Here is a 24,309-nt window from a genome sequence, read left to right as displayed (position 1 = left end):
AGAAGAACCGGCAGCAATCGTGTTGGCGAGCATTCTTCGCGATTGCCATCATACACCAACCGAAAGAACCGAAACGGCTCAGGCGAGGCAAGCAGTCTGAACTCGAGCACGGGAAGTCAAGATGGTCGTGGGCAATTCCAGGATTCCCTTTCTGTCGCTGCGCTCGTTCGCCATTCGCTAACGCTCGAGCTCACGCCCGCTCGAAACGATGCACATGGCTGCATCCAGCCGAAGAGTGTGACGGGCCGTCTGCCCGCCAATGAGAAAGGCCGACTTGCGGCGGCCTCGTCGAGCGTCGTTTAACTCCGGCGCATCGGCTAGTAAACCAGAAACTGTGAATTCAAATCCGAAACGCAATTTTCGTGTGTCATCCGATGAATGCAGAAGGAGGCTTGTATCCGTGAGTTTTTCGTGGACGGTCGTTAAGTAGGTCCTGTACGCGACGCACCGCTTGAGGGTTTATCATTGCATAGGTCATGGTCTTTGGAAAGAACTGTCGAATCAATCCGTTCGTGTTTTCGTTGGTTCCTCGTTGGCCACTCTTGTACGGGTCTGCAAAGTATACTTTCACTCCCAGTTGCTCTGTCAGCATGCGGTGGTAATAGAACTCGTTTCCATTGTCGAACGTCATCGTCTTGATGATCGACGGGTCGATGTCCTCGAACATCTTCAGGATACCTTCCATCACCCTTCCGCTTTGCTTGTTGCGAACCCTTCTGATCAGTGTGTACCGAGACCTCCTGTCGACAGCCGTGATCAGATAACTACTCAGCTTTGCGCAGGTCATCAGGTCGAGCTCCCAGTCACCGCACCGCTTGCGATGGTTGGCAACTTTGGGACGCTGTGTGAATGGAGACCCGGTTCTTGATGGCCTTGTTGATAAAGCCAGGTTTCGCCCTGCGTGGGCGCCTTCCCCGACGCCTTAAAGCCCGTCGGTGAGGGTGATCTTTGGGCAATGTCCACACGTACTTGTAGATTGTCTGATGACTGATTCTGACAGCACCACCATTGCCCTTCAGGACTCCACTGATCTGCTCGGGTGACAATGTCTCCTCTAGCATTTGGGCCACGGCTCCGAACACTTCGGGACGGTCCATCTTGAGAGGAGAGGTGGGCTGGGATCGTCGGTGAACCGTAACCGTACACCAAAACCATTGTAGGCGCAGGTTTTAGGCTATTGGGTTTACCTTGCTTCCCAATGGAGAACCCTATGAATCGAGCCGAAACCGCGAAGCTTTGGACGGAGCGTCTGCAACGATTTGAGCAAGCTCAGATGACGGTCGCTCAATTCTGTTCCGCCGAAGGTGTTTCGCAGCCGTCTTTCTACAACTGGAAACGCAAGCTGCGGTCGACGCGGGATCCGAAAGTCCCCGTCGTGGCCAAGTTTGTGCCCGTCTCGTTTCAAGCCACACCGGATCGCCCCGCTCCCGCAGCCAATCTCGCGAACGCGACGATTGAACTTCCCGGTGGCATCCGCATTCGTATCGAAGTGCCAACTGATTCTCAGCCGAATCCACTGCGCAAGGATCAACCATGATCGGATTGCCTGATGGCATGCCGATCTATCTGTGCACCGAGCCGGTCGACTTTCGAAAAGGCTTTGATGGTCTGACCGGAATCGTCACCACCTCGTTGGGCAAGAGCGTCACCGACGGTTCGCTGTTTCTGTTTGTCAATCGAAAGCGAGACCGCATCAAAGCCCTCTGGTGGGAGACTGGTGGATTGACCTTGTGGTACAGGCGACTCGAGCAAGGCACCGTCGAGCTGCCAACGCCTCCCTGTGATCAAACGCACGTCACGATCGATTCGGTCGAACTGGCCATGTGGATCGCAGGCGTCTCACTGAAATCGGCCAAGACAAGACGCAAGCGAATGGTGGCGTAGGGCCGTCTGGCCGGCCAGTTCCACTTCGCATCAATCAGTTCCACTTCGCATCAACCGGCTTCGTGAGAACATTCTCGCGGGGCCGGTTTTCTTTTGGACTTTCGTGGGGACGCACTTGCGCTTTTGGTGGCGAACTTTATAATGTCGCCATCATGGATCCCAAACCACTCCCCGCCGACCTCGATGCTGCTCATGCGTTGATTCAAAAACAAGCCGTCGCACTGGAGTTGAAAGACAAGCTGATTGAGGAACAAGCCCACAGCGTCTTAGAACTTAAGTCCGACCGTGACAAACTCGACGAGAAGAACATCGAGCTGAACCTGACGATCGAGAAACTTCTCAAGCAACTTTTTGGTCGCAAGAGTGAGCGACGCATCGACTGTGACGGCCAGCTGCATTTCGACTTGGGCGAAGAGCCCACGCCCGAAGTCATCAGCGCACTCGAAGAAGCGATCTGCGACGCTCGACAAATTGTTGACGATGCCGAAGAAGACAAGAAGAAGCGACGACGAAATCGCTCCGCAACCGGCGACCGCAAGTTCCCCGAACATTTGCCGCGCTATGAACGCATCGTCGATGTGCCCGAAGGAAAACGCGAAGGCTTGACCCTGATCGGCTATGACGAAGTTGAAACGCTGGAGTGGGTTCCCGCGGATCTCAAAGTCCGACTAACCAAGTATGCCAAATACGTCCACCCAACCGACAAAGCGCAAGGCATCGTCAGCCCCGAGCGGCCCACGGGCCTCGTCGAATGGGATCGCTTCGACGCCTCGATCGGTGTCGAGGTGGTGGCCTGGAAGTACTTCTATCACCTGCCGTTCTATCGTCAACAAGACATGTTCGGGGCCAGCGGCTGGACGCCCAGTCGCAGCACACTGCAGAACATCGAAACGGCCGTCGAGTTCGCCCTGCGTCCGCTCGCCGAGCACTTGCAGAGCATTCTGAAACAAGATCCCACCGTTGGCTGTGATGACACCGGCGTGCTGTTGATTACGCCCGCCGCGATGCCGGACTTATCGGATCACCCGCGCGGTAAACGTATCACCGAGGTCCTCGAGAAGGCGATGACCACAGGCAAGCCAAGCATCAAAGCGAACTTCTGGGGCTACTACGCTTCACGGCTTCCGGTTGTCGCTTTCGACTTCACGGTTAGCCGTCACCGTGATGGTCCGGACGACGTGCTGAGTGACTTTGAAGGTAACCTGATTGGCGACTGTTGGTCGGGATTTCAGAAGATCCAAATACGAAGCGACTCGCGAATCACTTTCGCAGCGTGCTGGGCACATGCGCGTCGCAAGATCGACGAGTGCCGCAGTGCGTTCCCGATCCAAGTGGCGAAACTTGAGTCGTTGATTGGAAATCTTTACGACGTGGAGGATCAATGCAAACACCTTACTGCGCCGGAGCAACTTTCGCGACGCCAAAGCCTGTCACGTCATGTTCTGGATCAGATCGAAGCCTATCTTTCCAGTGAAGCGATGCAGTCACCGAAGGTGCTTCCCAAGAGCAACCTTGGGATGGCGGCGGCCTACGTCCGTCGGCACTGGGAGGCACTCCATCGTTTTACCGAAGATGTATCGATCCCGCTGGACAACAACGACTGCGAGCAGTTGATGAAGCGGGTGGCGACGGGTCGCAAGAACTGGATGTTCAAAGGCTCGGTGGCCGCGGGCGAACGGGCTGCAAACTTAATGACAATCATCGGGAGCGCGATCCGCAACAACTTGGACGTGCGAGCGTACTTGGATGATGTCCTGCGGCGTGCGCTATCCGGCGAAACCGACTGGCAATCAATGACGCCCCATGCCTGGAAGGCAGAACATCCCGAATCGATCCGGCAATACCGCGACGACGAACGTCGCCAAGCCGCCGACCGCAAGAAAACTCGCCGCGCCCGCCGCCGAACCCGCAAAAAGTAACCAACCCCAAGCGCCCAACTGGTGCTGGTGTACGGTTACGGTGAACCGCCTTTCGGTGCGCGAGCATCGCGTTATACCCGCCGCCTAGATTTCGATCGCGTTGAAGTTCACGACAGACGACCGATGGGTTCCGCTCAATCTCTCGAGCAATATCTTTCTGCGAATAGCCCTTGCGATGTAATCCAGAGATGACAATACGTTCTTCGATGCTAAGATGAGACATGGTGACTGAGCAGGTTGAGGCTGCTTGGCGGTTAGATTCCAAACATCCTTCTTGCTCAGTTCACCTTTCTCAAGTCACGTGGGTAACCGAAATTTGCATTTCCGTCAAAATTGCGTTTCGGATTTGAATTCACAGGGATCTACCCCCTTCCCCTTTGATCGGTTTTATTCTTGACTCGCCATCGCCTCTAGACACAAAACATGCAACTTCTGACACAAAGCGTATTCATTAACAATATCTACTCCAAAAACGGAAACACGTTCGGCAAAAATCGGTTTAGCAGTTTTCCGAATTTGGTCAAAGCCAGGAGGTAGGCTCAAGTTGACATTCTGATTTTCCGCGACACGTGAAAAGTCGGCAAAGAAAACCATTGCACGCGAAGCCAACTCCAAGTCGTCCGAACCAAGTGCTTTGAGACCGAGGTCCATTGAAGCCGACAGCAGCGAATCGGCATTGTCTCCTTCGCCAAACGCAATCAGAGCATCATTGAAAGCGACTCGAAACAAATCACTTCTCAGTTTTCTGCTAAATGACTTTGCTTCGCCTTTTCGAAAAGCATTGAAAATGTCCCTTTGGCTCGGTCGCAGCTCAATACTGCGAGTGATATCAATGTTGCTATCGTCAACCACCATCGCAAGTTCATAAAACAATTCTGGATCACCCGGCGGAACAAAGCACCATTTCGGAATTGAGTGGGTTTTATGTTTTCCTCGACTGATCCCAGTCGCGATTGCAGACACAATATCTCGCGGAACCATCGCAAGTTGTGGAACGCTCTTGCCGGCTGCATCCCGAATATATGCGGTCGTCCTTAATTGCATTAACAATTGAAGAGTTCTCTCCGGAACGTTGTCGAATCCTGCAACACACTCGAACAGCGCCTGGACATCTGCCGTATTCTCGTTCTCTCGAACAAGTGATTCGAGAAATGCCGCAGCCAACAAGCTACACAGCGCTGCTTCGGAACTCGACCTGCGACTGAAGTGGAGCGACGCGGTCCGTAGTTCTGAGGTGACCGCCTTTAACTTGGATAGCTTGAGAGCGAGGTCTTTCAACGACGCTATGTTACTATCCAGCGCGTCTCTCGAACAAGCACTACTTTCGGGAGACTCATCCGAGAACTCTCCTAAAAAGACTTCATCAGCAGTTACCGCCGGCAGAATAATAGAAAACAGTTCACATCGTTGAATCGCATTGCCTGTGGCACTATCGACGAATGACGAAATTTGCGATTCAGTTAGCCCGTGGGATACAGAGCTATTAAGCCACGACTCCGCAAGTTCCGACGAAAGCGGTCCATGCGATTTTCGTATTGTGGTGTCCTGAGCATTGATTGATACACATGAAAACACAAGCAAGCTGCTGACAGCTAGATAGGCTGATCTGTTCATAGGACTTAGCCATTTCCATTTTCGTTGCATTTTGCGCGGCAGATTCCGTGATCCCGTGCAGTTCCAGGATCCAACCAGTCTTTCCAAGACTTCGATAGTACTTTGTTAATGCCTTGAACGCATGCTCGAAAATTACAACATTCTCCGCAAAACTGTGGTGGACGGCCCGGATCTGTGGGCTTCCAACACGGTCTGCGCGGAGGTTTCCCTGGTGGAGAGCCTCCTTCAGTCCCGTATGAACATGGATCGCCGTGGCCAGGAGTCTTGTTCTTCTGGCCAATTTCGCAGCAAATCATGTGCGACATTGCATCTACAGCAGCGCTGCCTTTGTCAACGATATCACCGAGACCAGACGTCCCCATGCACGTCTTAACCTTATCCCTGAATTTCTTAAAGTCGGCTGGGTCAGAACCAGCTATGCAGTTCAGGAACTTTTTGAGCTTCTCACTGTAGCTATCCAAATCCAAGTTCGGTGACTTCCACGCAAACTTCTCGCCACACTTTGAATTGGCGTTCAGCCCCTTGCCTGGGAGTTGCGGCGAATTGCCAGACCAGTCGACATACCTCGCGGGATTCAGTTTGCAAAAAAGATACAGACTTGCTAGCTCATCGAAGTACCCGATGGGGTCTCTGGAGCAAGACTCCAATCGTCGGCGATCGTCGTAAATGCAAGTCAGTTTTGTGGTGCGTTTTGCGGTGGTTTCGATGCAAGCTCGGCGCGTGTTGACGCCTGAACACCTCGCGCGTGCGCGAGTGCGGTTTTTGAAGGTGCGGCGGCGGATCGTAGATGCGGTTTTCACAAGCTCGATTGTAACCGGCGGCGCGACGGTGGGGGCGAGAACGAAGCCCAAGAAGTTTTTTCTTTAGCTGCCCGTTCGAGTGCGGAACGAGCAGCTAAAAGCAGCTAAAGAGAAGAAGTTGAGCGCGATGGCGCGGGCGTGGGCGCTTTGATTTCAGTCGTCCGCGTCGTTGTCGTCGCCGCTGTTGGCCTTCAAGTCGTCGGGGTCTGGTTCTTCTCGGTCGTGGTCCGCCGGGTGCGTCAGCTCGTGGATTTGACGCAGCTTTCGGATGCTGACTTGAGTGTAGATTTCAGTCGTCGTTAACTTTGCGTGGCCGAGCATGGCTTGGATGTACCGGATGTCGGCCCCGTGTTCGAGCATCAGCGTGGCCATCGTGTGACGGAACAGGTGACATGAACCACGTTTGCCGATTTCGCTTTGGTCGATGTAGCGGCGGACGTATTCGGTAAGGCTGTCGGGATTGATCGGCCCGCCTTCGTTGGTCAAGAACAGCGTCGGTTCGGCTTGATTGCAGAGCAGTTCGCCGCGCGCCGATTCGATGTAGACCGTGATCCATGACAACGCTCGTTTTCCGATCGGGATGATTCGGTCTCGCTTGCCTTTGCCTTCTCGAATCATGATCGTTCGTCGCTCGCTGTCGATGTCGTCGATGCGAAGGTTCGCCAGTTCGCCGCGACGGATGCCGGTGCTGTAGAACGTTTCCAAGATGGCCCTGTCGCGGATGCCAAGCGGTTCGGCGATGTTGGGTTGGGCTAAGACTTGCTCGGCCTCGCCCGCGGTTAAAACGGCTTTGGGAAGACGATGGCCCAGCTTGGGTAGATCAAGTTCACTGGCGGGATTGAACAGCAAGTAGTTTTTACGGGCCAGCCATTTGAACCACGCACGCAGGCTGGAGAGATGCGTGTATTGCGATCGGAACGACAGCGGTTTGTCCTGCTCGGTGCGGTGCTGGTAGAGGTGACGTTGGAACCGTTCAAGGATCGGTTTGGTGATCTCGTTGGGCTGCGTGATCCCACGAGCGATGCACCACAGCGCGAACCGCCGGATGTACTTCGAGCGGTTGTCGATGGTGAGTTCGGAGTAGTTGCGGGCGCGAAGGTCATCGATGTGAACGTTGATGAAGTGCTGGAAGCCGAACTTGATTTCATCGACGGGCGGAACAGGTTTTCGGTTGCGTTTACGAGACATCATTTCACCTTGGAAGGAAGCGGAGAGAGACACAAGCGACGGGTAGTAACGACAGCGGCTTCGGATCCTTTGCCAAGGACCAGAAGCCGTGAGTGATTTACGATTGAGTGCGGTTACGATTTGTCGAGCTAAGCGGCGTCCGCTTGTTCGTTTTCGTCGTTTTCCCGACTACTTGGCGGAAGTGGCGGCGTTTGCCGAGTCGATCCATTTTCGTCCGGGGCGACTTCTCCCGTTTTCTCCCCGACTTCTGCCGACTTCTCGGCTGAGTTGTCGGGGGTCGAAGGTGGGTTGTCGGGGCTTCGCAGTTGCTTCACATCGATCAGGCCGGAGTGGATCGAGGTGGTTTGATCGTGGTCGGGATCGTAAGACAACGTGTATTCCATCACGCGACCCTTCCCGCCGCCCGCTTCAACGCGGAGGTATTCGTAATCGACGAGGCGGGCCAGGTGTTCTTTCAACTGCGTGTCGCCGAACGTACTCCAGCGACGAACGTCCTTGCGCGAGAAGCGTTGTTCCCATAAGTCGATGCCTTGGAACTCGCAGAGATTGCGAAGCCCAACGATGAGTTGTTCCAGCAGGATTTGCGTGCGTTCAGGAAGCTCGGCGAACGAGCGTTCTAGAAAGTGATCAGCTAGCCGGTTGGCCAGTTCGATGTCTTGGAGCGTTGTTTCAATGAACGTGCATGGCTCGTCCGCTTCATTGGTGAACGTGCCTTCTGTTCTTTGGTATTGGTGCAGCAGCGTGACCGATTCAATCAGCGTCAAGTAATGATCGTGGGCGCGGCGGCTCTTGGTCTTGTCGCTGCGGAAGGTCAGTTGCGTAGCGTAGTTATTGACGACCGTTAACGGACGCAGGCAGCGCTGCGCGTTTTGATGTAGCGAACGAATCGCCTGGCGCTCGTGCCCGACTTGGCGACCGCCAAGCGTGCGCCGTGCTCGCTGTTGACGGTGGATCGCTTCGGTGTGTTGTGCGTGTTCACAGACACCCAGCGTCACACAACGATTCTTTAGTTCTGGGTCGGTTTGGTCGCTGGTCGTTGTGAGAAAGATCATCACCGGGCCTTCGACGTGATACTCTTGTGTTTCCATCCGACCGGTACCAGGGTCTTTGCCGGTCGACGCGATGTTGAGTTGCCCTTCGCTTTGCAACAGCTTCAGCGCGTAAGCGGCTTGCTCGACGCCTTGCTCTTCGGCGATCGCCAAGATGCGATGCTTGAGGTTGGTTTCGCCCATGTAGAACAGACTTTGCCCGGTCATTGCCGAATACTTAATCGTTTCTTCGGGCGGCATGAACGCCAGCACCGCCTCCATCAACGATGACTTGCCCGCTGCGGACGAGGATTGAATCAGCACCGCCAGCGGTGCTTTTAACTTGCGACTGGTCGCGGCCAAGTAACCGACAAGCTTGTTGTTTTCTTCGCCCACGACACCACAGGCGTCGAAGTCAGCTAACACTCGGTCAACGAGCTTTGGATCGCGAAGCAGTTCCATCGCGGCCGCCCTGTCAGCCTCGTCGATTTCAATGGGTTTGTCTTTGGGCTCCAGCTCGCCGAGCTTGTTTTCTTGGATGGTTTCGAGCGTCATCAAGACGCGTCCTAGATCGCGTTTAATCACGTCGACATCGAAGCCCAGCTCGGTCGCCGCCTCTTTCGTGAACGTGTTGCGAACCCGAGCGGCGTACAGATCCAGCGTATCGACGAAGAACCGCTCCGCGTCTTCACGGCGAACCATCACGTTGAGTTTCATCGAGTCGATCGACGTGTTCCGGTCCAGGCCGCGAACACGATAAACCCGGTTGCCGATCGTCATCACGATACCGGTTTGCGTGATCTCGGCGTCGAGCGTTTGTGGCTCCTGCATCGCGGGAACGGGCGAAGCCGCAGGCGGCTCCGCCGCCACAGGCTTGGCCGGTTCGCACGCGCGATCGGCAGCTAAAGAAGAAGGCTGGGGCTCGGATTTGCTTTGCCCGTCGTCAACAGCCACCGTTTTTTCTTTAGCCGCTTCCTCCTCGGCTCGCTTCGCCGCGATCTGTTTGCGGGCATCCGCCAAGAAGTCGGGAACCGGTGTGGTCATCACCGGCGCGGCGCCTTTGCCGATCCAGTCGGCGTTGCGGATCACCAAGCCCATCCAGTTGTGAAGATTGCTTTCACCGCCACCGGACTTGGCCGCCGTAGCGGCGTAGCTGTTGGCATCCATCTCGCGCGGGAAGCGGATGCGAAAGACTTCATATCCTTCGTCGATCAGTTCTTTGCCGATCCGCTCGGCGCCGTTGTTGCCGGCCTCGTCGCTGTCGAAGGCGATCAGAATGCGTTTGATGTCGTGCGATCGAAATGCTTTGCGAAGATCATCAGTAAAACCATTAGTTCCGAAACACGCCGTCACGTTTCGATATCCGGCAGCCCAGAACGTGACCGCATCGATCGGTGATTCGCACAAGATGATTTCATCACTGGCTGTGAGCGCCTCGGCGTTGAAGACGCCTTGATGCGGTCCAGGCAAGTAGAAGTGTTTGGACTTGGCTGCGTTGTCGATCCGTCGACCATAGATTTCACCGACTCCCGCGCGCTCGTGATCGTCGGCGGCGAAGATCGGGAACGTGATGCAGCCGCGCATCAACTCGTGGCCGCTTGCTTTCAACACGCCGACTTCTTCCAGACGTGACCGCATGTCCTTACCGGCTTTGGTGCGATTGGTCGGCAGCCGCAGCCCCAACGTCCGATCGCTGAACCCGATTTTAAAATGCTCGATCGCTTCGGCGTTTTCGATGCAACGTTTTCGCAAGTAGTCGAGCGCGTCGGGTGATTCCTTCAATCGTTCGTGATAATACGCCGCAACGTCCGCGAGCAGCGCTGCCCCTTCGGCGGTTTGGGCGATGGGAGAAGACAGACGGCGAGTGTTGGCCGCTTTGGTTCCTTGCGCGGCCATCGCGCCGACTTTCCCTTCGTCTAAGAGTTCGACGGCGTGGCGGAAGCTGGTCTTCTCGGCCGCCATCACGAACTCGATCACGTCGCCGCCGCGTCCGCACGCGCCCAGACAGTTCCACACGTTCTTGTTTCGATTGACGACCAGTGACGGCGACTTGTCGTCATGGATCGGACACAGCCCGATCAGTTCACCGCTGGCGCCGCGCGGCTTGAGCTTCGTCCCGTAGCTCTCGATCAGAGCCACGATGTCGGTTTCGGATTTGATTTTCGCAAGCGTTTCATCGTCGAATCGTGCCATCTGAGAGTGCCTCGGGAGTTGGCGGTAAGTATTCTGGACATTCCGACTGTCATTTAACTATGGCCATAGGGCATACTCAGGGTAGCTGTCAACTTGATCAATATTCAGATTTAAGGTTTTCGATTCATGACCACTCAGCAGATCACCACCGTGGCCGACGAGAACCGCAGAGAACCGACCGACAAGACGCGCCGGATTGCACGACGATTGGCGTCGATGCGCAAGAGTCAAGGCATTAGCCAGAACGAGCTTTGTGAGAAGCTAGGTTTAACTCAGTCGATGATGAGCCGGTACGAGAACGGCGAACGACGCATTCCGTCAGAATTGCTGGCCGACTTCGCCGCCGCGATCGGTGTTTCAGCCGATGAACTTCTTGGATTGGAAGCCGTCAAGAAGAACGCGCAGGAGATGGACGAGGAGACCAAGAAGCTTTGGAAGAAGTTTCAGCAGTTCAGTAAGTTGCCCGAACACGATCGACGCGCCGTCACTCGGTTAATCAACTCGCTGTCACGAACGAAAAAGGCGTCGTGATCGCTCGCGGTGCGGGCGGCTTGGGAGCCGCATCGGTGGTTAACGTTTTCGTGCTGCCACGATTTCTGGCGGTGGAGGATCGTTCGGAGCGCCGGTGCGCGGTCGGTGCGCGGAGCCTGTCGGTTGGGTTACGGGCATTTCGCGGAACGGACTGCACTTACTTCGCTGTCGCTCGTCGCTCCGCCGCCGCCTTGCATGTCGTTCGGTTGCCCACCGCTCACCTGCCCGGCCTTTGAGCGGCCGGCCCGTTCGCTACGGTGTTCACTGAGCGGTGTACGGCATCCTGCCTCCCGTCTTTATCGGCATCCTGCCTCGGTTCGCTGCGCCGACACTTCGCCATCCATGGCTGCGCGTCGGCTTCGCTCTCGGGCGCCCGGTCTCCGCTCGGGCACTCCGGTGCGGTCTCCGTTCCTCGTCCCTCGTCACTGCGCCTTCCCTACGTTTGGTCGCTACGACCCGGCGAAGGCGCCCCGCTCGTTCCTCGCTCCATGCCGCCTTCGCCGGGCGGCATCCATGCCACCGGGCTGGTTCATGCGGCGACCATCCGGGGCGCCGTGCCTTCGGCGAGTGCGCTCTACGCCCAGCGTGGCGGCATCGTGCCGAAGATTGCGACGACTTCCTGTCGTCGCTGTCGCTTCGCTCCAGTGCGCTCGAAGCTTGCGCGGTCGTTGCGCGTGGTCGGCATCCCGCCGAAGAACCGGCGGGCATCCTGCCCGCCAATGAGAAAGGCCGCCTTGCGGCGGCCTGTTCCAACATCGTTTCACTCCGGTGCATCGCGTGGATTACTCAGCAAAGAGACCTGACCCATTTGATTTCTCCGGCCATCGTGACCGTCCAACCGTCGACCATCTCGACGACGCGATCGCGAAATAGCCAAGTATCACTGGTTGCTTCTTCGCAGCACGAGGCGGTCCAGCGAAGCAGTCGTTCAAAGAGAACTTCGGGAAGCCGGCATCGTGCTTTGCAGTACGACGTGGTTTCGCTGCTGACTTTGGATAGCCCTTTGGCAATGCGGAAAGCATTCAAACGGGCAACGGCCTTCTGGCAACTCTTATCCGCAGAGATGACCTGCGTGACAAACATCCAAACGGTGATCATTGGATTAAAAACTCGATCACGGAACTCGTAGCCAAGTTCATCGCAGACTCGCAAGACGTGGGGATTGGGAGAGAGAAATTCGTCAACAAGCTGCGAGGCTGAGCGGATCTTGCTTTGCAGTTGGGCATCGGACTGGGTAAGCTTTTTGAGCACGGCAGGGTCTCCATGAATGGGTAGCGATATCACCACTCATTCAACTGGATTCTGCCGTGCATTTCATCCGATTCGTGGTGCACGAAATGCCCAAACGGTTTGCTTGCACTACCGGTTCCGCCAGCAAAATACTGTTCCGACTACATATTGACGTTCCCGCTTACGCCCGTGCCATTCACCTCCGTCCTCTTTGATCGGTTCCGCGATTGTTTTGCCTATGAACGCACCACCGACTTGAGCTATAGCCAAACTGTGTTTGACATGCGATTGATCCGTTTGGATAGAATCCTGGCTCGACATTACTAGATCCAACACTTGCAGTGAAAACGCTGTAGCCTATTGTCGCAAGCGAACACATCGATTCGTCAGATGCAAAGCCTTCGATACACAGAAAAAGCATTCCAGCATCAACGTCTTTCGATGTTATTCCCCCGAAATAATTGCCAGCAATGTTTAGATTTGTCGACGGATCACCGGTTTTGATATGGCCCGACACGTCTCCGTCAATCCAGATCTTTGAAGAATCAGTTGCCTCGATTTGACCGTATAGTGATCCTCTGACGTAAATGTGCAGGAATCCATTGACGCGAATTGTGGAGTTTTCTAACACGTTTCCCCGAACAACCAATTCTAGGCGTCCACCAGCGACAATGTCGCATCCTAAATTGCCGTTGACATGAACTACTCCGCCTTCTGGTGCAGAGATCACCACGTCGCAATCACAGTCAAGATCGAGTGCGTCTCCAGAACCTATTCGCATCGGTCGCGAGGCAGCATTCACTTTCATCCATCGCTGCTCTACTTCAAAACCGTGATTCCAATATAATATGGATTCTGCAAACACATTTTCACTCAAGACATCAATGTGCGCGACACGTCGTTGAACGTCACTAGGGAACGGCATCCAAATCTCCAAACTGGACATGAGTTGTTTTAGAGCAGAGTTTAGGTCACGCCAGGAGGGAGGGGATTGTCCGGGTCCATGTCCGGCGGAACGATCATGATTATCACGCATCCTCTGCCAACTCTTCCAGCGTTTACCGCCCAACACGTTTGTTTTGCAGCAGAGCAAATTCCGATGAACAATGCTTTTTCAATTCCGCATTGTATAGATGCTTTCCGTGTTCTCATGCATGCTTTATGAGCGGCCTGAGCAGCTCTTGCGCACAGAATAAAGATTGCTTGACAATTCGCGAGTCTGACGAGCCCAGATGGATCAACGTCGTTTGTCGAGCGGCCGCCAACATACTCGTACACGTTCCACGGACTTCCCTCGTACCCAATTGGATCTCTGGAGCAGAACCTACCACTGGCCGAGTCATACATGCGAGCACGGTAGTGGTACAGATCGAGTACCTCGTCGTACTCGCGGCCCGTGTAGAGGTAGCGGTTGTTCTCGGCACTGGCTGCAAGCACCGTTCCCGACGCATCCATGATCGTGGGCGTGCCGTAGGCCGAGTAGGCGTAGCGCTCCATCACGGTGCCGCTGGCGTTGGTCAGGGCGATGATGCTGTACTGTTGGTTGCGGTGGTAGTACCGCAGACCGCTGCCACCGGCGCGGACGACCGGTTCATCAACGTAGCTGGCGTAGATGTAGGTATAGGTCGGACTCGTTGCCGCCGTGCCGGACGTATAGTCGGCCACCGTTTGCTGCCCGTTCTGCACATAGATGCTGGCCGTTGTGCCATCGTCACGCCCGACGCGCCGAAGCAGCGCATCCCATTGGTACGTCACATCATCAGTGGCATCATTGTCGATATCCGCCCCGATCAGTTTGTTCTCGAAGTCCCACTTCATCGCCAGTGGGTCGCTGCCAGCACGCAGCACCGCCGGGATCGACGTTGTGTTCCCCTTGGTGTCATGTGTCACGGCTTGGCCAGCCACAGTCAGCATCTCGTGCGTTGGGCCGTGGGTGCGTGCCTGAGAACTGGCGTTCTCCGTAAAGCTGTTCCAGTCCCCTACTAGGCTGAGGTTCCAGGATTGATCAAGGCTGCTGTCGTCCCGCTCCCAGTTGACCAGGCGATCTTCGTCATCGTAGCCGCTGGAGCCCACGTCGAACCCGTAGCCGGATAGCGTGCCAGTGATTGCCTCTGACGTCTTGTTCTTGTTCGAGTCCCAGCCGTAGGTGTAGTTCCCCACCGCAGCGCCGCTATGGGTAATCGACGCTAGCGTGTTATCGGTATTGTAGGCTCGGATTGCGCTCACTCCGTTATTATAGGCAGAACCCGTCATCCGGCCACCATCGTCGTAGCTGCGGGTATCCACCGTCGTGCTTGCATATGCGATCGTGGCCAACTGGCCGCGGTCGCTGTAGGTGCGGGCGACCGCGGTCCCATCGGGATACGTGTAGCCGGACACTTGACCAACCGCGTCGTAATCGGTCGCGGTCGTGTAGGTCTGGCCACCCATTGTGAGGGCTTCGGTCGCCTTGCGGCCCGCATCGTCGTAGGTGTAGGTCACGGTGTTCGTGTATCGGCCACTGACCGCCGTCAAGGTCCGCCCGGCATCATCGTAGGTGAACGTGTCCGTATGCCCCTGGCCAGAAAGTGGTCCGGAAGCGTTGGCCGCGTAGACCTTGTCAAGCAACCGCCCGGCCAAGTCGTAGGCGTAGGTGCAGGTGTCACCCTGCTGGTCCATGCGGACCTCCGTCCGCCCAGTCGCATCTGGGGTGAAGCTGACGATGCCGTAGCCGGTTTGCCCTGGCGTACTGCTGGGGACGTGGTCCGGGTACGTCTCGGTCAGCTTGGTGCCAGCGTCGTTGTAGGTGTAGCTGGTCACTTGATCCTGAGCATCTGTCAGGCTAAGCAGCTGGCCGGTTGCCGAATAGGCGAACTCAGTCTCGCCGCCGAGTCGGTCAGTTTGCATCACCTGACGACCCCGAGCATCGAACGCGTAGGTCGTCGTCTCGCTCTTGGCGTCCGTTGCTGCGATCTTGTTGCCCGCCGTATCGTAGCTGCTGCTGACCACGGCGCTGCTGGTGTCGGTGCATGTCAGGTCTCGGCCTAACGCATCGTAGGTGCAGTCCTGGCCAACACCGTTCGGATCACGCACCTTCAGCTGGTTGCCTGCCGCGTCGAACTCATAGCTGGTGATTTTGCCGAGGGCATCAAGGCTTTGGATCGTCCGCCCCGCCGCATCGGTATACTGCTGGTTCACCTTACCAAGCGCATTGACGCTCTTTGAAACCAGCACCGTGCCGAAGCCGCTGACCGTGGTGGTTGCGTCATGGACACTGCAGTTCCATGTGATCAGTGAAGAGTCGCTGGCTTTCAGCACCCCGCTCATCACGCTACGTCCAGCAGCATCGGAGATGGCGTATCGCACCTCCCCTTCCGGATTGATCGTCACGCGGGCCGAACCGGTCGCATCAGCATCGAAGGTAACACCCGCACCACCATTGGCTTCTGTATCGGCGAGCTTGGTGAGGGCCGCCGAGAGCGACACTGGATCGCTGCCGATCAGAAGCGACATCCCGCCACTGCTGTCCAGGCCCACGTCATCGGTTAGATCGTCGTCGTACAGGAACTGTTCGGTCAGTCCGTCCGCTGCCGACACCCCGCCCAGTCCGGCGATCGGCGGATCGGTCGCATCGACCGTCCCTCTCGCAACCAGCCAAGTCGTTCGGGCGATCGGTCGGCCTCGACCATCATATTTAGTCGTCATCTCACGAAGCGTCTTGGCATCGACAGGATTATCAAGCGACGCCACGTGTGACGTGTAGTCTTCGGTCGATACCTGGTGAATCGTCCGCCCAACAGCGTCTTTGCGAACGATCGAGCCATGGCCCAGTGGGTTCTCGCTGGCCATCACTTGGCCGCAGCAATCCTCGTAATGGGTTTTCCAAACCTTCCCAGCAAAGTCAGTCCGCTCGATGCGGCGCCCCAGCAGGTCGTAAGCGAACGACTCAGTCGCCGCTTCAGCGGTGCCGGGCGCCTCGGTGTGAGTCGCAATCAGACCCCTTCCGTTGTAGGTCCAGGTCTCTTTGGCTTTCTGGTAGCCCTCGCTATCGCCGGAGTCAAAGTAGCGCGGAGAGCGAACTTCGGTGACGTTCGATGCAAGGTCGTAGTCGGTTTCGGTGCGCAGCGAAAGTGCGGTCGGTAGGCTTGAGAGCGTTCCGCGGTCGGTGTAGTTCGCGTCAGCCACAGAGGCAACTTGCCGGTCGCGCGAGTCGTGCTCGTATGCCGTCGCCATGTTGCGACCGTCGTGCCGACGCTCGATGTTTCCTTCGGAGTCATAGATCGTATCGCTGACCACATAGTCCGCGTTCGCCGAGGTGTCACGGAGTAGACTGATCACCGCTGAAGCGTTCGTCAGGCTGAATCCTGGAACGGTGCCGGCGACTGTACGGATCAACCTTCCATCGGTTGCATCGTAGGCGAAATAAGTGTTTCGCCCAAAGGGATCTTCGCTCTTGAAAAGTTGGTTGTTGACGTAAACCCGAACGGTTTCGAGTGTTTTCCCGTCGCGAGGCGACCTTGTTTTCTCGACCGGGCGACCGCGATAGTCGTAAACCGTGTAAGACTTGGATCCACGAGCGTTTCGCTCGATGACATCGAAAGTTCCGTTGAGGTAGGCAAACGTTTCGGTAGCCGCTAAGTCGGGCGTGGCGGTCTCTATGCCTCCGGTCATTTGGGCCGCCGCAGTAACCCGCGTTACCATGCGGTCTGCACTATCGTAGTCGTAGGTGGTTACAACCCCGTTTCGGTCGATTGTCTTGAGCATCAGGGCAAGATCGTTCCCGGTGCCATAGATTACCCGTTCAGTGGTCCCGTCATCGTAGATCGTGCTGATGATTCGGTTGCGGTCGTCGTAGACATATTGAATGTCGTCGCCGATCGGGTTGGTGATTTTTTCGACGCGGCCCTGGCTATCGTACGTATACACTAGCTCTGCACGCGTGCCACCAGAAGCTTCGGGAGGGGCGATTACTTTATATAAGCGACGTTTAGCGTCGTATTCGTAGTCAGTGACGTTCCCGCGTGCGTCAGTATATGTTTCCACGAGCCCGACGCTAGTTCCCGAACTGTAGTAGGTCCATTGGTACGTCGCATGCTCCGTCGTCTGAACATCATCGGTCGCACAGCGGTCATACGTCGAGGTGCCGGTATATGGGTCGCTTGTTTCAACGTTAGAGGATGAGTCTTCCAGCCCGACCTCGTACGATGTCACGCGGCCCGAAGAATCGTAATCCGTATGCGTGACGTGACCAGCACGATCGCGGTAGCGGGTCACTTGGTTGCGGCTGTTGTAGCAGTACGTTTCGAATGAATTGTCGGCGTAGTCGCTGCGCAGTCGATTGTCCACCGCTTGCCCGGTTGATCGCGATCCGGACGAAAAGGCATGGATCACTTCGTGACCCTGTGCATCAATCGTTCGCCTTGCCTTACCCCGGAAAACGTCGGCATGAGTTCCGGCCGCAAACTGTTCAAAGTGCGTTTCGAAAGTGCCCGCAAAAAGTTGACTTGCTGAGAGTGTTGTCATCGGGTTACCCAGCTCGTCAAGATTCGCAAGCCAACCATCCTTGAGGTGACGTCGCGGGGTGAGGTAGTTGAGGCTGTTCGCGGAGGACAGCTCAACTTCTGCAAATAACCTTCCCCCGCCTTCATATACCCAGCTGCCTGCGTGGTGCCCAGATGTACTTGTCGTGGGATCGTGGGGCCCTTGGGGAGTCGTGAAACTGTAATACGTTGGTTCATCTTCCCCGTTGCTCACCATTCGAACTACACCGAAGGTGCTGGGGATGACGTCGCCCTGGTACACAGATGCCATACCGGCAAACAGAACGGTCTTGTTCCGGTGGCCGGGCTCAGCCGCCTTTTCGCTGAAACTCATTTTGAACATGCCGTTGGCACTGTCTGAGAACGTGATCGTGCTGATCGTTCCGTCGGGATACTCGATCTCATTTAGAAAGCCGTTCAAATATCGGTACTCGATCTCATCGCTGTTCGGAAGAGTGACCTTTTCAACGACCCACAAACCGGCGTGCTGAACGGTGTCGTACGTAAAAGAAATCGTCCGGCCGTTGGTGTCGGTGACGTTATCGATTTGCCACTGACGCGAGGGAGAGGCCGTGATCTGGGCTGGTGTCCAAGTCTTGTAGGTGATGTCATATCCGATGCCGTAGCGATCCTTCGCTTCGATCAATCGCCCATCGGTCGGATGATTGTCCGTCGCGTCCCAATTGGAATCGGCGTGTGCCATCGTCAGCTCGAACAGAAAGGTTCCTCCGTCCCAGGTCGTCAGCTTGGCGTATTTTGCACCCGGGAAGCTGGGGTAGTCCATGGGAGAGTATGAGATGACGACCGCGCTGACCGGCTGCATCTGGTCGTCGAAAATCTCAAGCTTCTCCGCCCGGTTTCGGTTTTCCGGATACCAGACGTTTCCAGAATAGGTTCCGAGCCCGAGCTTAATGGATGATTCCGGAATTTCGATGTAGCTACTGAAATTATCGTTGACGTTGTATCCACCCATTCCATCCGAATGGGTTTCGACGTCGTACGCGGACTCACCGTCGTACTCAAGGAATAGTCGCATATCGAAGGAGCTAAGCACGCCCTGACCGAGATTGCCGGATCGGAAGAAATCCCGCGAGCGATGAAACCGTTTCCATTGAAACATCGCATCACTTCCGGCCGGCATGTCTTGGCACCAATGCACGTAACTATAAAACGAGTTGTCGACGTACGAACCGGCCAGGCTAACGAAAGTCGATGTTTGGCCGCCATCTGCGCCGCCACTGTCATCGCCGCTGCCCGATTTGCACCCACAGGGTGAATCCGGTGGAATGCACGCCCCCACACCTCCGCCTGGACCGCTGCTTCCTACTCCGCCACCACCTGCTCCATTGCTGCCCGGGCCACCGCCGCCAGGCCATCCGCCGCCCCCCGGCCATCCAGGAACAGCGGAGGAACTGTTAAGAACACACTGCGATCCACACCCGCTCCCGGGCGCTCCGCCGCCCGCACCAGTACCGGGGCCACCGCCTGCTCCACTGCCAGTTCCACCGGGACCGCAAAACGCGGCGGCTCCTCCAGGATCATCGCAAGAGCAGGCCCTCGGACGGCAATGGAGGTCAGGGTAATCCTCGGGGTAGGTTTCAAGGTCATAGTCCCAAAAGCCAGGGCTCGTGGTCCCGCCCTGGCCTGATGCCGCGTACGGCAATAGCAGCCCGCTCGAACAGAACAGCAACGCAAAACCAAACAACCTGATCAACAAAACGATTCTTCTGGACATGGTTAGAGACCACGGTGTCGAGAACTAGAAAGGTAAATGCTATGGCGATGTGACGGACACCGATGGCGCGGGTGAAACCACATTGACTCGGTAAACTACGCGTTCCGTCGCGACCGGCGACGCGGCGATGATATTGATCTCACCCGCCGTTCCCGACGACGCCCGGAAGTTCGCGGTTGCTACGCCATCCTTGTCGGCCTTCACTGTGATGCTTGTCAGCCCATTGCTGAACACACCATTATCAAATGATGTGAACGTCGCTGGCATCGCAGCCTGCGTCTTTAGCTGAAGGCGAACAGATTCACCGTGACGCATCCGGTGGTTCCGTTTGCCGAACGACTCGACCACCGGAACGTCGGGGCCCGGCTGAGCCGACTGCCACACGCGACCTGGTACGTGGAGTGAAAGATATGCTTCTGGCGATTCTTCATATGCTTGACGATCAAAGGGCTCAGGCATGAATGCCGCGCTCAATCGTTCTGGGTGTTTCTTCGACCTCGCTGCCTCGAACACCGACTCGGTTGCCTTATTCGCATCTCGGGCAATCGGGGTCACAAGGCCAGGAGGCTGCCTCTCTAAATCCGGAACTGCGAATTTGCGTAGCGGAGTAACATCTGAGAGCGGACGCCTGACCCCGCCTATTTCGACTTCAGCATTGGCCATCTCGTCGAACGAACTCGAATCTGCGTTCGGCAAATCCACTTCCTCACGCGTGCCAACGTAAACGCTAACCGCAACAAACGGTATGAAGAACAGCACTGCGACCAGTACTGGCGACCATCGTTTCGCCCCTAAATCTGTCATTCGCCCCGCACCACGAAGTTCAAGCTGCTAATGCAATCGCCATCACAGGCAAGCAATGGCTACCCGTCGAGTTGTCCGAACGGGTAGTAAGCCGCCCAAACTGCGGCGGTACGGGAGATGGTAGCGGTTTAGTTCCCCCGGTCAAGAAATTTCGAGAGATCTCGACAACTTTGTTATTGATTGGGCGTGTACCGCTAAGTGGAGAGCCAAATCGCCGGACGAAGATTGCGCGGGAATGCTCGATCAGTATCTGATGGTTGAACCGCTGCCTGGCTAAAACCCTTCGCCATTCGGTTGCTCGGCAGCCGAATGCGCTGCCCAGACGTGGGACTAGCAGCGGTTTATCAAGTCAACGTCTTCCAATGTTGTTCTAGGCACAAAAGCAGCTGGCAATCAACGACGCTGTACTACAGAACCTTGCTGCTCGTGCCTGTTGAAGAAATTATCACGATTGAAAGGGTTTGCTCGAGACGTTCGCGTCGAGCAGGTCAGTTTGCAAGCTCGGCATCGACCATCACTCAATGGTCAGCGGTATGTTTTCAGGGAAGTTCGTTGCTTGGCCCGACTTGCGAAGATTCACATCACTTAGAAAACGCAAGTCTTTGAACTTGTCTTCCCGAAGGATCACTGGCTTCAGAAACACAAACAATGACGTTTGTGACCAGCTATCCGTTTGAAGGCTTGCCAGATCCTTGATGATTGGGATCAGTTCGAGGAATGGGATTGAGTCGATCTCGTATGACTCATTCTTTGAAGTCAGCCCTCCGACGATGACGGTGTAGCCGTCAGGAACGGTGACTCGGCTGCGAACTTCGTTGGTTTGCCGAGGTGGAGGGACCCCATCAGATCCCGTTCCGGTAAACGAGTTGAGTGTGACGACGTAGTCGAGGTTCAGGTAGTTGTCTTCGCTGATGGTGGGTGTCACCGTGATCGTTGTCCCGGCTTCGGCGAACCCCGCAAAGCTTGTCGTTGCAACCGTCTGCGATGCATTCACGCTTGTGAAAGGAACTTCAAGGACGCTTGTGAGCTGCCCTTCAGCATTGTCATTGACCAAGATCCTTGGAGTCGACAGAACACGGGCTCGGCGGTGATTCGTAAGTGCTCTCACCACGACATCGGCGGTGCTCGGGTCGACGAGCGTGCCGTTAAATCCGACTCCTGGCAGGATGCTCAGCGCGCCGGAAGTCGGATCAACCGTGCTGAGTCCATAGCTCGAAAAACTGAATAGCCGTTTGGCCCCAGTTCGATCTCCTCCGGAAATTTCGACGCCCAGAGAGTAGTCGTCTGACGTATCAATGATCACCACCTGGGCCTCAACGAGGACCTGAGGTCTTCGTTGATCGAGTCGCGATATCAGGTCCGCGTAAATACGCTGAACCTCCGGTGGAGCCACGACAATGATCGTGTTTGTGTGCACATCGACCGTTACGGTGGCTTCACCGATCAGGCTGTCCGCCTGCGATTCAGAACCGTTTGAATCGTCGATCAAATCCTCGGGAAAGCCGCGATTGAATCCACCCTCGTCGAATATCCCGGCAATGTCCTCCGGTAGCGCCATCGCAAGCGGGTCGTTCAAGCCAGCAGCACGTTGATCACGCATTGCCGGAGGTGTGGGCAGACCCTGCATTGGCTGAGCCAAGCGTGGAAGCTGATTGGGGCCGGGAACGGCCAGGTCATTTGTCGTCCGTCTCCGCTCGGGCAACGTGTTGCGTCGTGATATGGATGTGACATTGGCGCCCACTCCCCGAATTGTCTCCACTAGCTCTTGCGCGGGGACATTCTTGATTTTGTAAAATCGAACTGGGCTTTGGCCTTCGGGCGCTTCGCGTGTATCGACCTGACGCTGGGTTCGATCGACTAGCAGAAGCACTTCTTCGGTCGAATTGACGATCAGAAGATTGCCTTCCACTCGCGATTGATAGGGCGGCTTGATGGGGCGCCCCTGTAACACTTCGCGAACGATCTCATCAAGTCGAGCGGGCGAAAAATAGCGTAGCGTAAATGTCTGCTGGTCCGTTTTAAGTCCTTGGTCGAGCCTTTCTAAGAGGGCTTTTGCGACATCGAGATCCCGCTTGGTCCCGATCAAAATCAAGCTGCTTGTTCGCGAATCGACAGAGATTTCTACTCCGCCCAGGTCCTCTTCGCCTCGCCCCATAGCTCTTTGTTTAGCCGACAGAATCTCGCGAAGCTGCTCCATCAATTCGGCGGGTGCAACGTATTTTGCCTGAATGAACTCGACCTCGACTTGAGCCTCGTCGCCATCAACAATCTTCATCAGCTGTTCTGCGCGACGAATATTTTGAGCTACGTCGGTGACGATCAGCAACCTGCTGCGGTCTAGCGGGATTGCGGAGGCGCCCTGGGGAGTCAGGAAGGGGGTGATCAACTCAGCAGCTGCGCTCGGAAGGCTTTTCGTGAGCACGAACACTCGTGTCAGAGGAACGGCCGCGTCGACTCCGGACAAGTCTTCATTGCCTTCGCTTGGCCGGGCGACACGCGGGATCTGATCGTTGGTTGTGATCCTTCGGAACCCTTGTTGGTTGGCGTCGGTAACGACCAGTCCCTCGTTGATCAAGATGCTCTGAAGGATCTCTGAAAGACTGCCAACCGGGATCGGGTCGGGTGCGATCAGGTTGACTTTTTTTTGACGTAGCGAGTTGTCGTACAGGATTTGGATACCGAGTCGCTGTGACACGTAGTCGACAAAGTCCGTCAGTGGCACCTCGCCTTGGGTCGACAATCGAAGCATGGGCGCTTCGGCAGCCGGACGTGTCGCCGGCAAGACAGCTTCTTGGCCCACCGCTTGATCGCTGAACGACAGCACGAGGACAAGCAGCGCTGTGAGAAACAGGATTCCTGACCACGCATTTCGATGTTCTTGCTGGTTTGGGAAGCTGATCACGGTTGCCACTCGCTGGGGAGTTCAAACGAGACGGTTTCTACCGCTGAAGCGGCTCGGAATGTTGTCTCGAACGGAATTCTTACGGGCCGATTGGGATCAAGATCGGATGACAAATCTACGTCGGATGGCGTTCCATTGACCGGCGGGATCAAGATGCTTGAATTCGGCGATCCTAGGTCTTCGATCGGTGTCGGCACTAGCTCAATACCAGGTGATTCCTGCATCGGAATAAGTTCATTCCGCAGATCGATCATATTTCTGGGGGTTTCCAAAAACTCGAAGTTGGCGGTCCCCTTTGCAACCTCCATCGCAACTTCAGGCGGGCAAGTGTCGCATTGGCTTCGATACTTGGTTGCCCGCAGTTCCTTCGCCCACTCGACCCATGGCTGGCGGCCATCGTGCATGATCAGCTCATCCAGTAGGAAACCGATCTCGTCTGCATCAGCGTCCTGCTTGATTCGAACTCGCACCAGGCTGGCTATTGCGACCGGATGGTGCGGATGTCGGTCGTACGCGTCCTGATAGAATTCGGCGGCTCGATCAATGTGTTCGCCGGTTTCGTAAGCGAGGCCTTCGTTGATGATCGGTTCGGCCAGTTCGGGCATTAGATTGGCTGCGTACTCAAACTCCCATGCGGCAAGGTAGAGTTGATGCCGGGCAAGATAGATCTGTCCAAGATTGTTGTGAGCTGGCCCGAAGCTGACATCGGCATCCAAAGCTTCTCGAAAGAGCTGTTCAGCCTTGACGAGGTGTCCGGCCTCGAATGCCCGCAACCCCTTGCTGTTGAGGTGCTTGGCCCGTTCGTCAAACGCACCATCTGACGGTGGTTGCGTCGTGTAGGACACCGCCGTCGTGGCTCGGGGGCGAAACCAACGGTGGCAGCCTGCCACCAGGGGCGTGGAAAGGATCGCTGCAACGCTAGCCCATCGGATTTGTTGAGTGAATCTTCCCACAGGAGACCG

At 56.0% G+C, this 24,309-nt stretch carries 16 protein-coding genes and 1 pseudogene; 5 read left to right on the top strand and 12 right to left on the bottom strand.

What is annotated here, in order from left to right; translation table 11 throughout:
* Nucleotides 1-367 precede the first annotated feature (367 nt).
* Nucleotides 368-889, bottom strand: coding sequence for an IS30 family transposase (locus tag K227x_RS27100; protein WP_145175410.1), 522 nt, complete (start codon nucleotides 887-889; stop codon nucleotides 368-370).
* A 321-nt stretch (nucleotides 890-1,210) separates the two neighbouring features.
* On the opposite strand from K227x_RS27100, the gene tnpA reads away from it, so the two are divergent.
* From tnpA to K227x_RS27085, 3 genes are all read left to right on the top strand, one after another.
* The gene (gene tnpA, locus K227x_RS27095) at nucleotides 1,211-1,537 is read left to right on the top strand and encodes an IS66 family insertion sequence element accessory protein TnpA (RefSeq protein ID WP_145167548.1); all 327 of its coding nucleotides are present in this window, start codon (nucleotides 1,211-1,213) and stop codon (nucleotides 1,535-1,537) included.
* On the top strand, nucleotides 1,534-1,884 hold the full coding sequence (tnpB, locus tag K227x_RS27090; RefSeq protein ID WP_145167546.1) for an IS66 family insertion sequence element accessory protein TnpB: 351 nt from the start codon (nucleotides 1,534-1,536) through the stop codon (nucleotides 1,882-1,884). The genes tnpA and tnpB overlap by 4 nt, the downstream gene beginning before the upstream one ends.
* 152 nt (nucleotides 1,885-2,036) lie before the next feature.
* Nucleotides 2,037-3,803 (top strand): IS66 family transposase, encoded by a 1,767-nt coding sequence (locus K227x_RS27085; RefSeq protein WP_145167544.1) that lies wholly within the window; start codon nucleotides 2,037-2,039, stop codon nucleotides 3,801-3,803.
* Between the two features lie 109 nt (nucleotides 3,804-3,912).
* Here the strand turns inward: K227x_RS27085 and K227x_RS31640 are convergent.
* The 4 genes and pseudogenes from K227x_RS31640 to K227x_RS27065 all read right to left on the bottom strand — a co-directional run.
* A pseudogene (locus K227x_RS31640) lies at nucleotides 3,913-4,026 on the bottom strand (helix-turn-helix domain-containing protein); the annotation flags it as partial.
* Between the two features lie 164 nt (nucleotides 4,027-4,190).
* Nucleotides 4,191-5,417, bottom strand: a complete 1,227-nt coding sequence (locus K227x_RS27075; RefSeq protein ID WP_145175405.1) for a hypothetical protein — start codon at nucleotides 5,415-5,417, stop codon at nucleotides 4,191-4,193.
* Between the two features lie 953 nt (nucleotides 5,418-6,370).
* Nucleotides 6,371-7,408 (bottom strand): site-specific tyrosine recombinase XerC, encoded by a 1,038-nt coding sequence (gene xerC, locus K227x_RS27070; RefSeq protein ID WP_218933575.1) that lies wholly within the window; start codon nucleotides 7,406-7,408, stop codon nucleotides 6,371-6,373.
* A 125-nt stretch (nucleotides 7,409-7,533) separates the two neighbouring features.
* Nucleotides 7,534-10,626: a DNA primase gene (locus tag K227x_RS27065; protein ID WP_145175402.1), complete on the bottom strand. Its 3,093-nt coding sequence runs from the start codon at nucleotides 10,624-10,626 to the stop codon at nucleotides 7,534-7,536.
* A 126-nt stretch (nucleotides 10,627-10,752) separates the two neighbouring features.
* Here K227x_RS27065 and K227x_RS27060 point away from each other — a divergent pair, with 126 nt between their 5' ends.
* Nucleotides 10,753-11,157 (top strand): helix-turn-helix domain-containing protein, encoded by a 405-nt coding sequence (locus K227x_RS27060; RefSeq protein WP_145175399.1) that lies wholly within the window; start codon nucleotides 10,753-10,755, stop codon nucleotides 11,155-11,157.
* A 786-nt stretch (nucleotides 11,158-11,943) separates the two neighbouring features.
* Here K227x_RS27060 and K227x_RS27055 read toward each other — a convergent pair.
* From K227x_RS27055 to K227x_RS27025, 7 genes are all read right to left on the bottom strand, one after another.
* Entirely contained in the window at nucleotides 11,944-12,408 is a 465-nt protein-coding gene (locus K227x_RS27055; RefSeq protein ID WP_145175396.1) for a hypothetical protein, read from the bottom strand.
* 175 nt (nucleotides 12,409-12,583) lie between these two features.
* Complete coding sequence (locus K227x_RS27050) at nucleotides 12,584-13,312, bottom strand: hypothetical protein (protein ID WP_145175393.1); 729 nt, start codon at nucleotides 13,310-13,312, stop codon at nucleotides 12,584-12,586.
* A 41-nt stretch (nucleotides 13,313-13,353) separates the two neighbouring features.
* Nucleotides 13,354-19,026, bottom strand: coding sequence for an RHS repeat-associated core domain-containing protein (locus K227x_RS27045; protein ID WP_218933574.1), 5,673 nt, complete (start codon nucleotides 19,024-19,026; stop codon nucleotides 13,354-13,356).
* Nucleotides 19,027-19,229: 203 nt separating this feature from the next.
* On the bottom strand, nucleotides 19,230-19,508 hold the full coding sequence (locus K227x_RS27040; RefSeq protein WP_218933573.1) for a hypothetical protein: 279 nt from the start codon (nucleotides 19,506-19,508) through the stop codon (nucleotides 19,230-19,232).
* Nucleotides 19,509-19,680: 172 nt separating this feature from the next.
* Nucleotides 19,681-19,956, bottom strand: coding sequence for a hypothetical protein (locus K227x_RS31300; RefSeq protein WP_246146324.1), 276 nt, complete (start codon nucleotides 19,954-19,956; stop codon nucleotides 19,681-19,683).
* Nucleotides 19,957-20,959: 1,003 nt separating this feature from the next.
* On the bottom strand, nucleotides 20,960-23,347 hold the full coding sequence (locus tag K227x_RS27030; protein WP_145175385.1) for a secretin N-terminal domain-containing protein: 2,388 nt from the start codon (nucleotides 23,345-23,347) through the stop codon (nucleotides 20,960-20,962).
* Nucleotides 23,344-23,952 (bottom strand): tetratricopeptide repeat protein, encoded by a 609-nt coding sequence (locus K227x_RS27025; RefSeq protein WP_218933572.1) that lies wholly within the window; start codon nucleotides 23,950-23,952, stop codon nucleotides 23,344-23,346. The genes K227x_RS27030 and K227x_RS27025 overlap by 4 nt, the downstream gene beginning before the upstream one ends.
* A 45-nt stretch (nucleotides 23,953-23,997) precedes the next feature.
* On the opposite strand from K227x_RS27025, the gene K227x_RS30925 reads away from it, so the two are divergent.
* On the top strand, nucleotides 23,998-24,168 hold the full coding sequence (locus K227x_RS30925) for a hypothetical protein (protein ID WP_218933571.1): 171 nt from the start codon (nucleotides 23,998-24,000) through the stop codon (nucleotides 24,166-24,168).
* Nucleotides 24,169-24,309 lie beyond the last annotated feature (141 nt).

The organism is Rubripirellula lacrimiformis (assembly GCF_007741535.1).
Lineage (GTDB): Bacteria > Planctomycetota > Planctomycetia > Pirellulales > Pirellulaceae > Rubripirellula > Rubripirellula lacrimiformis.
This window is presented reverse-complemented; position numbering and strand designations above follow the sequence as displayed.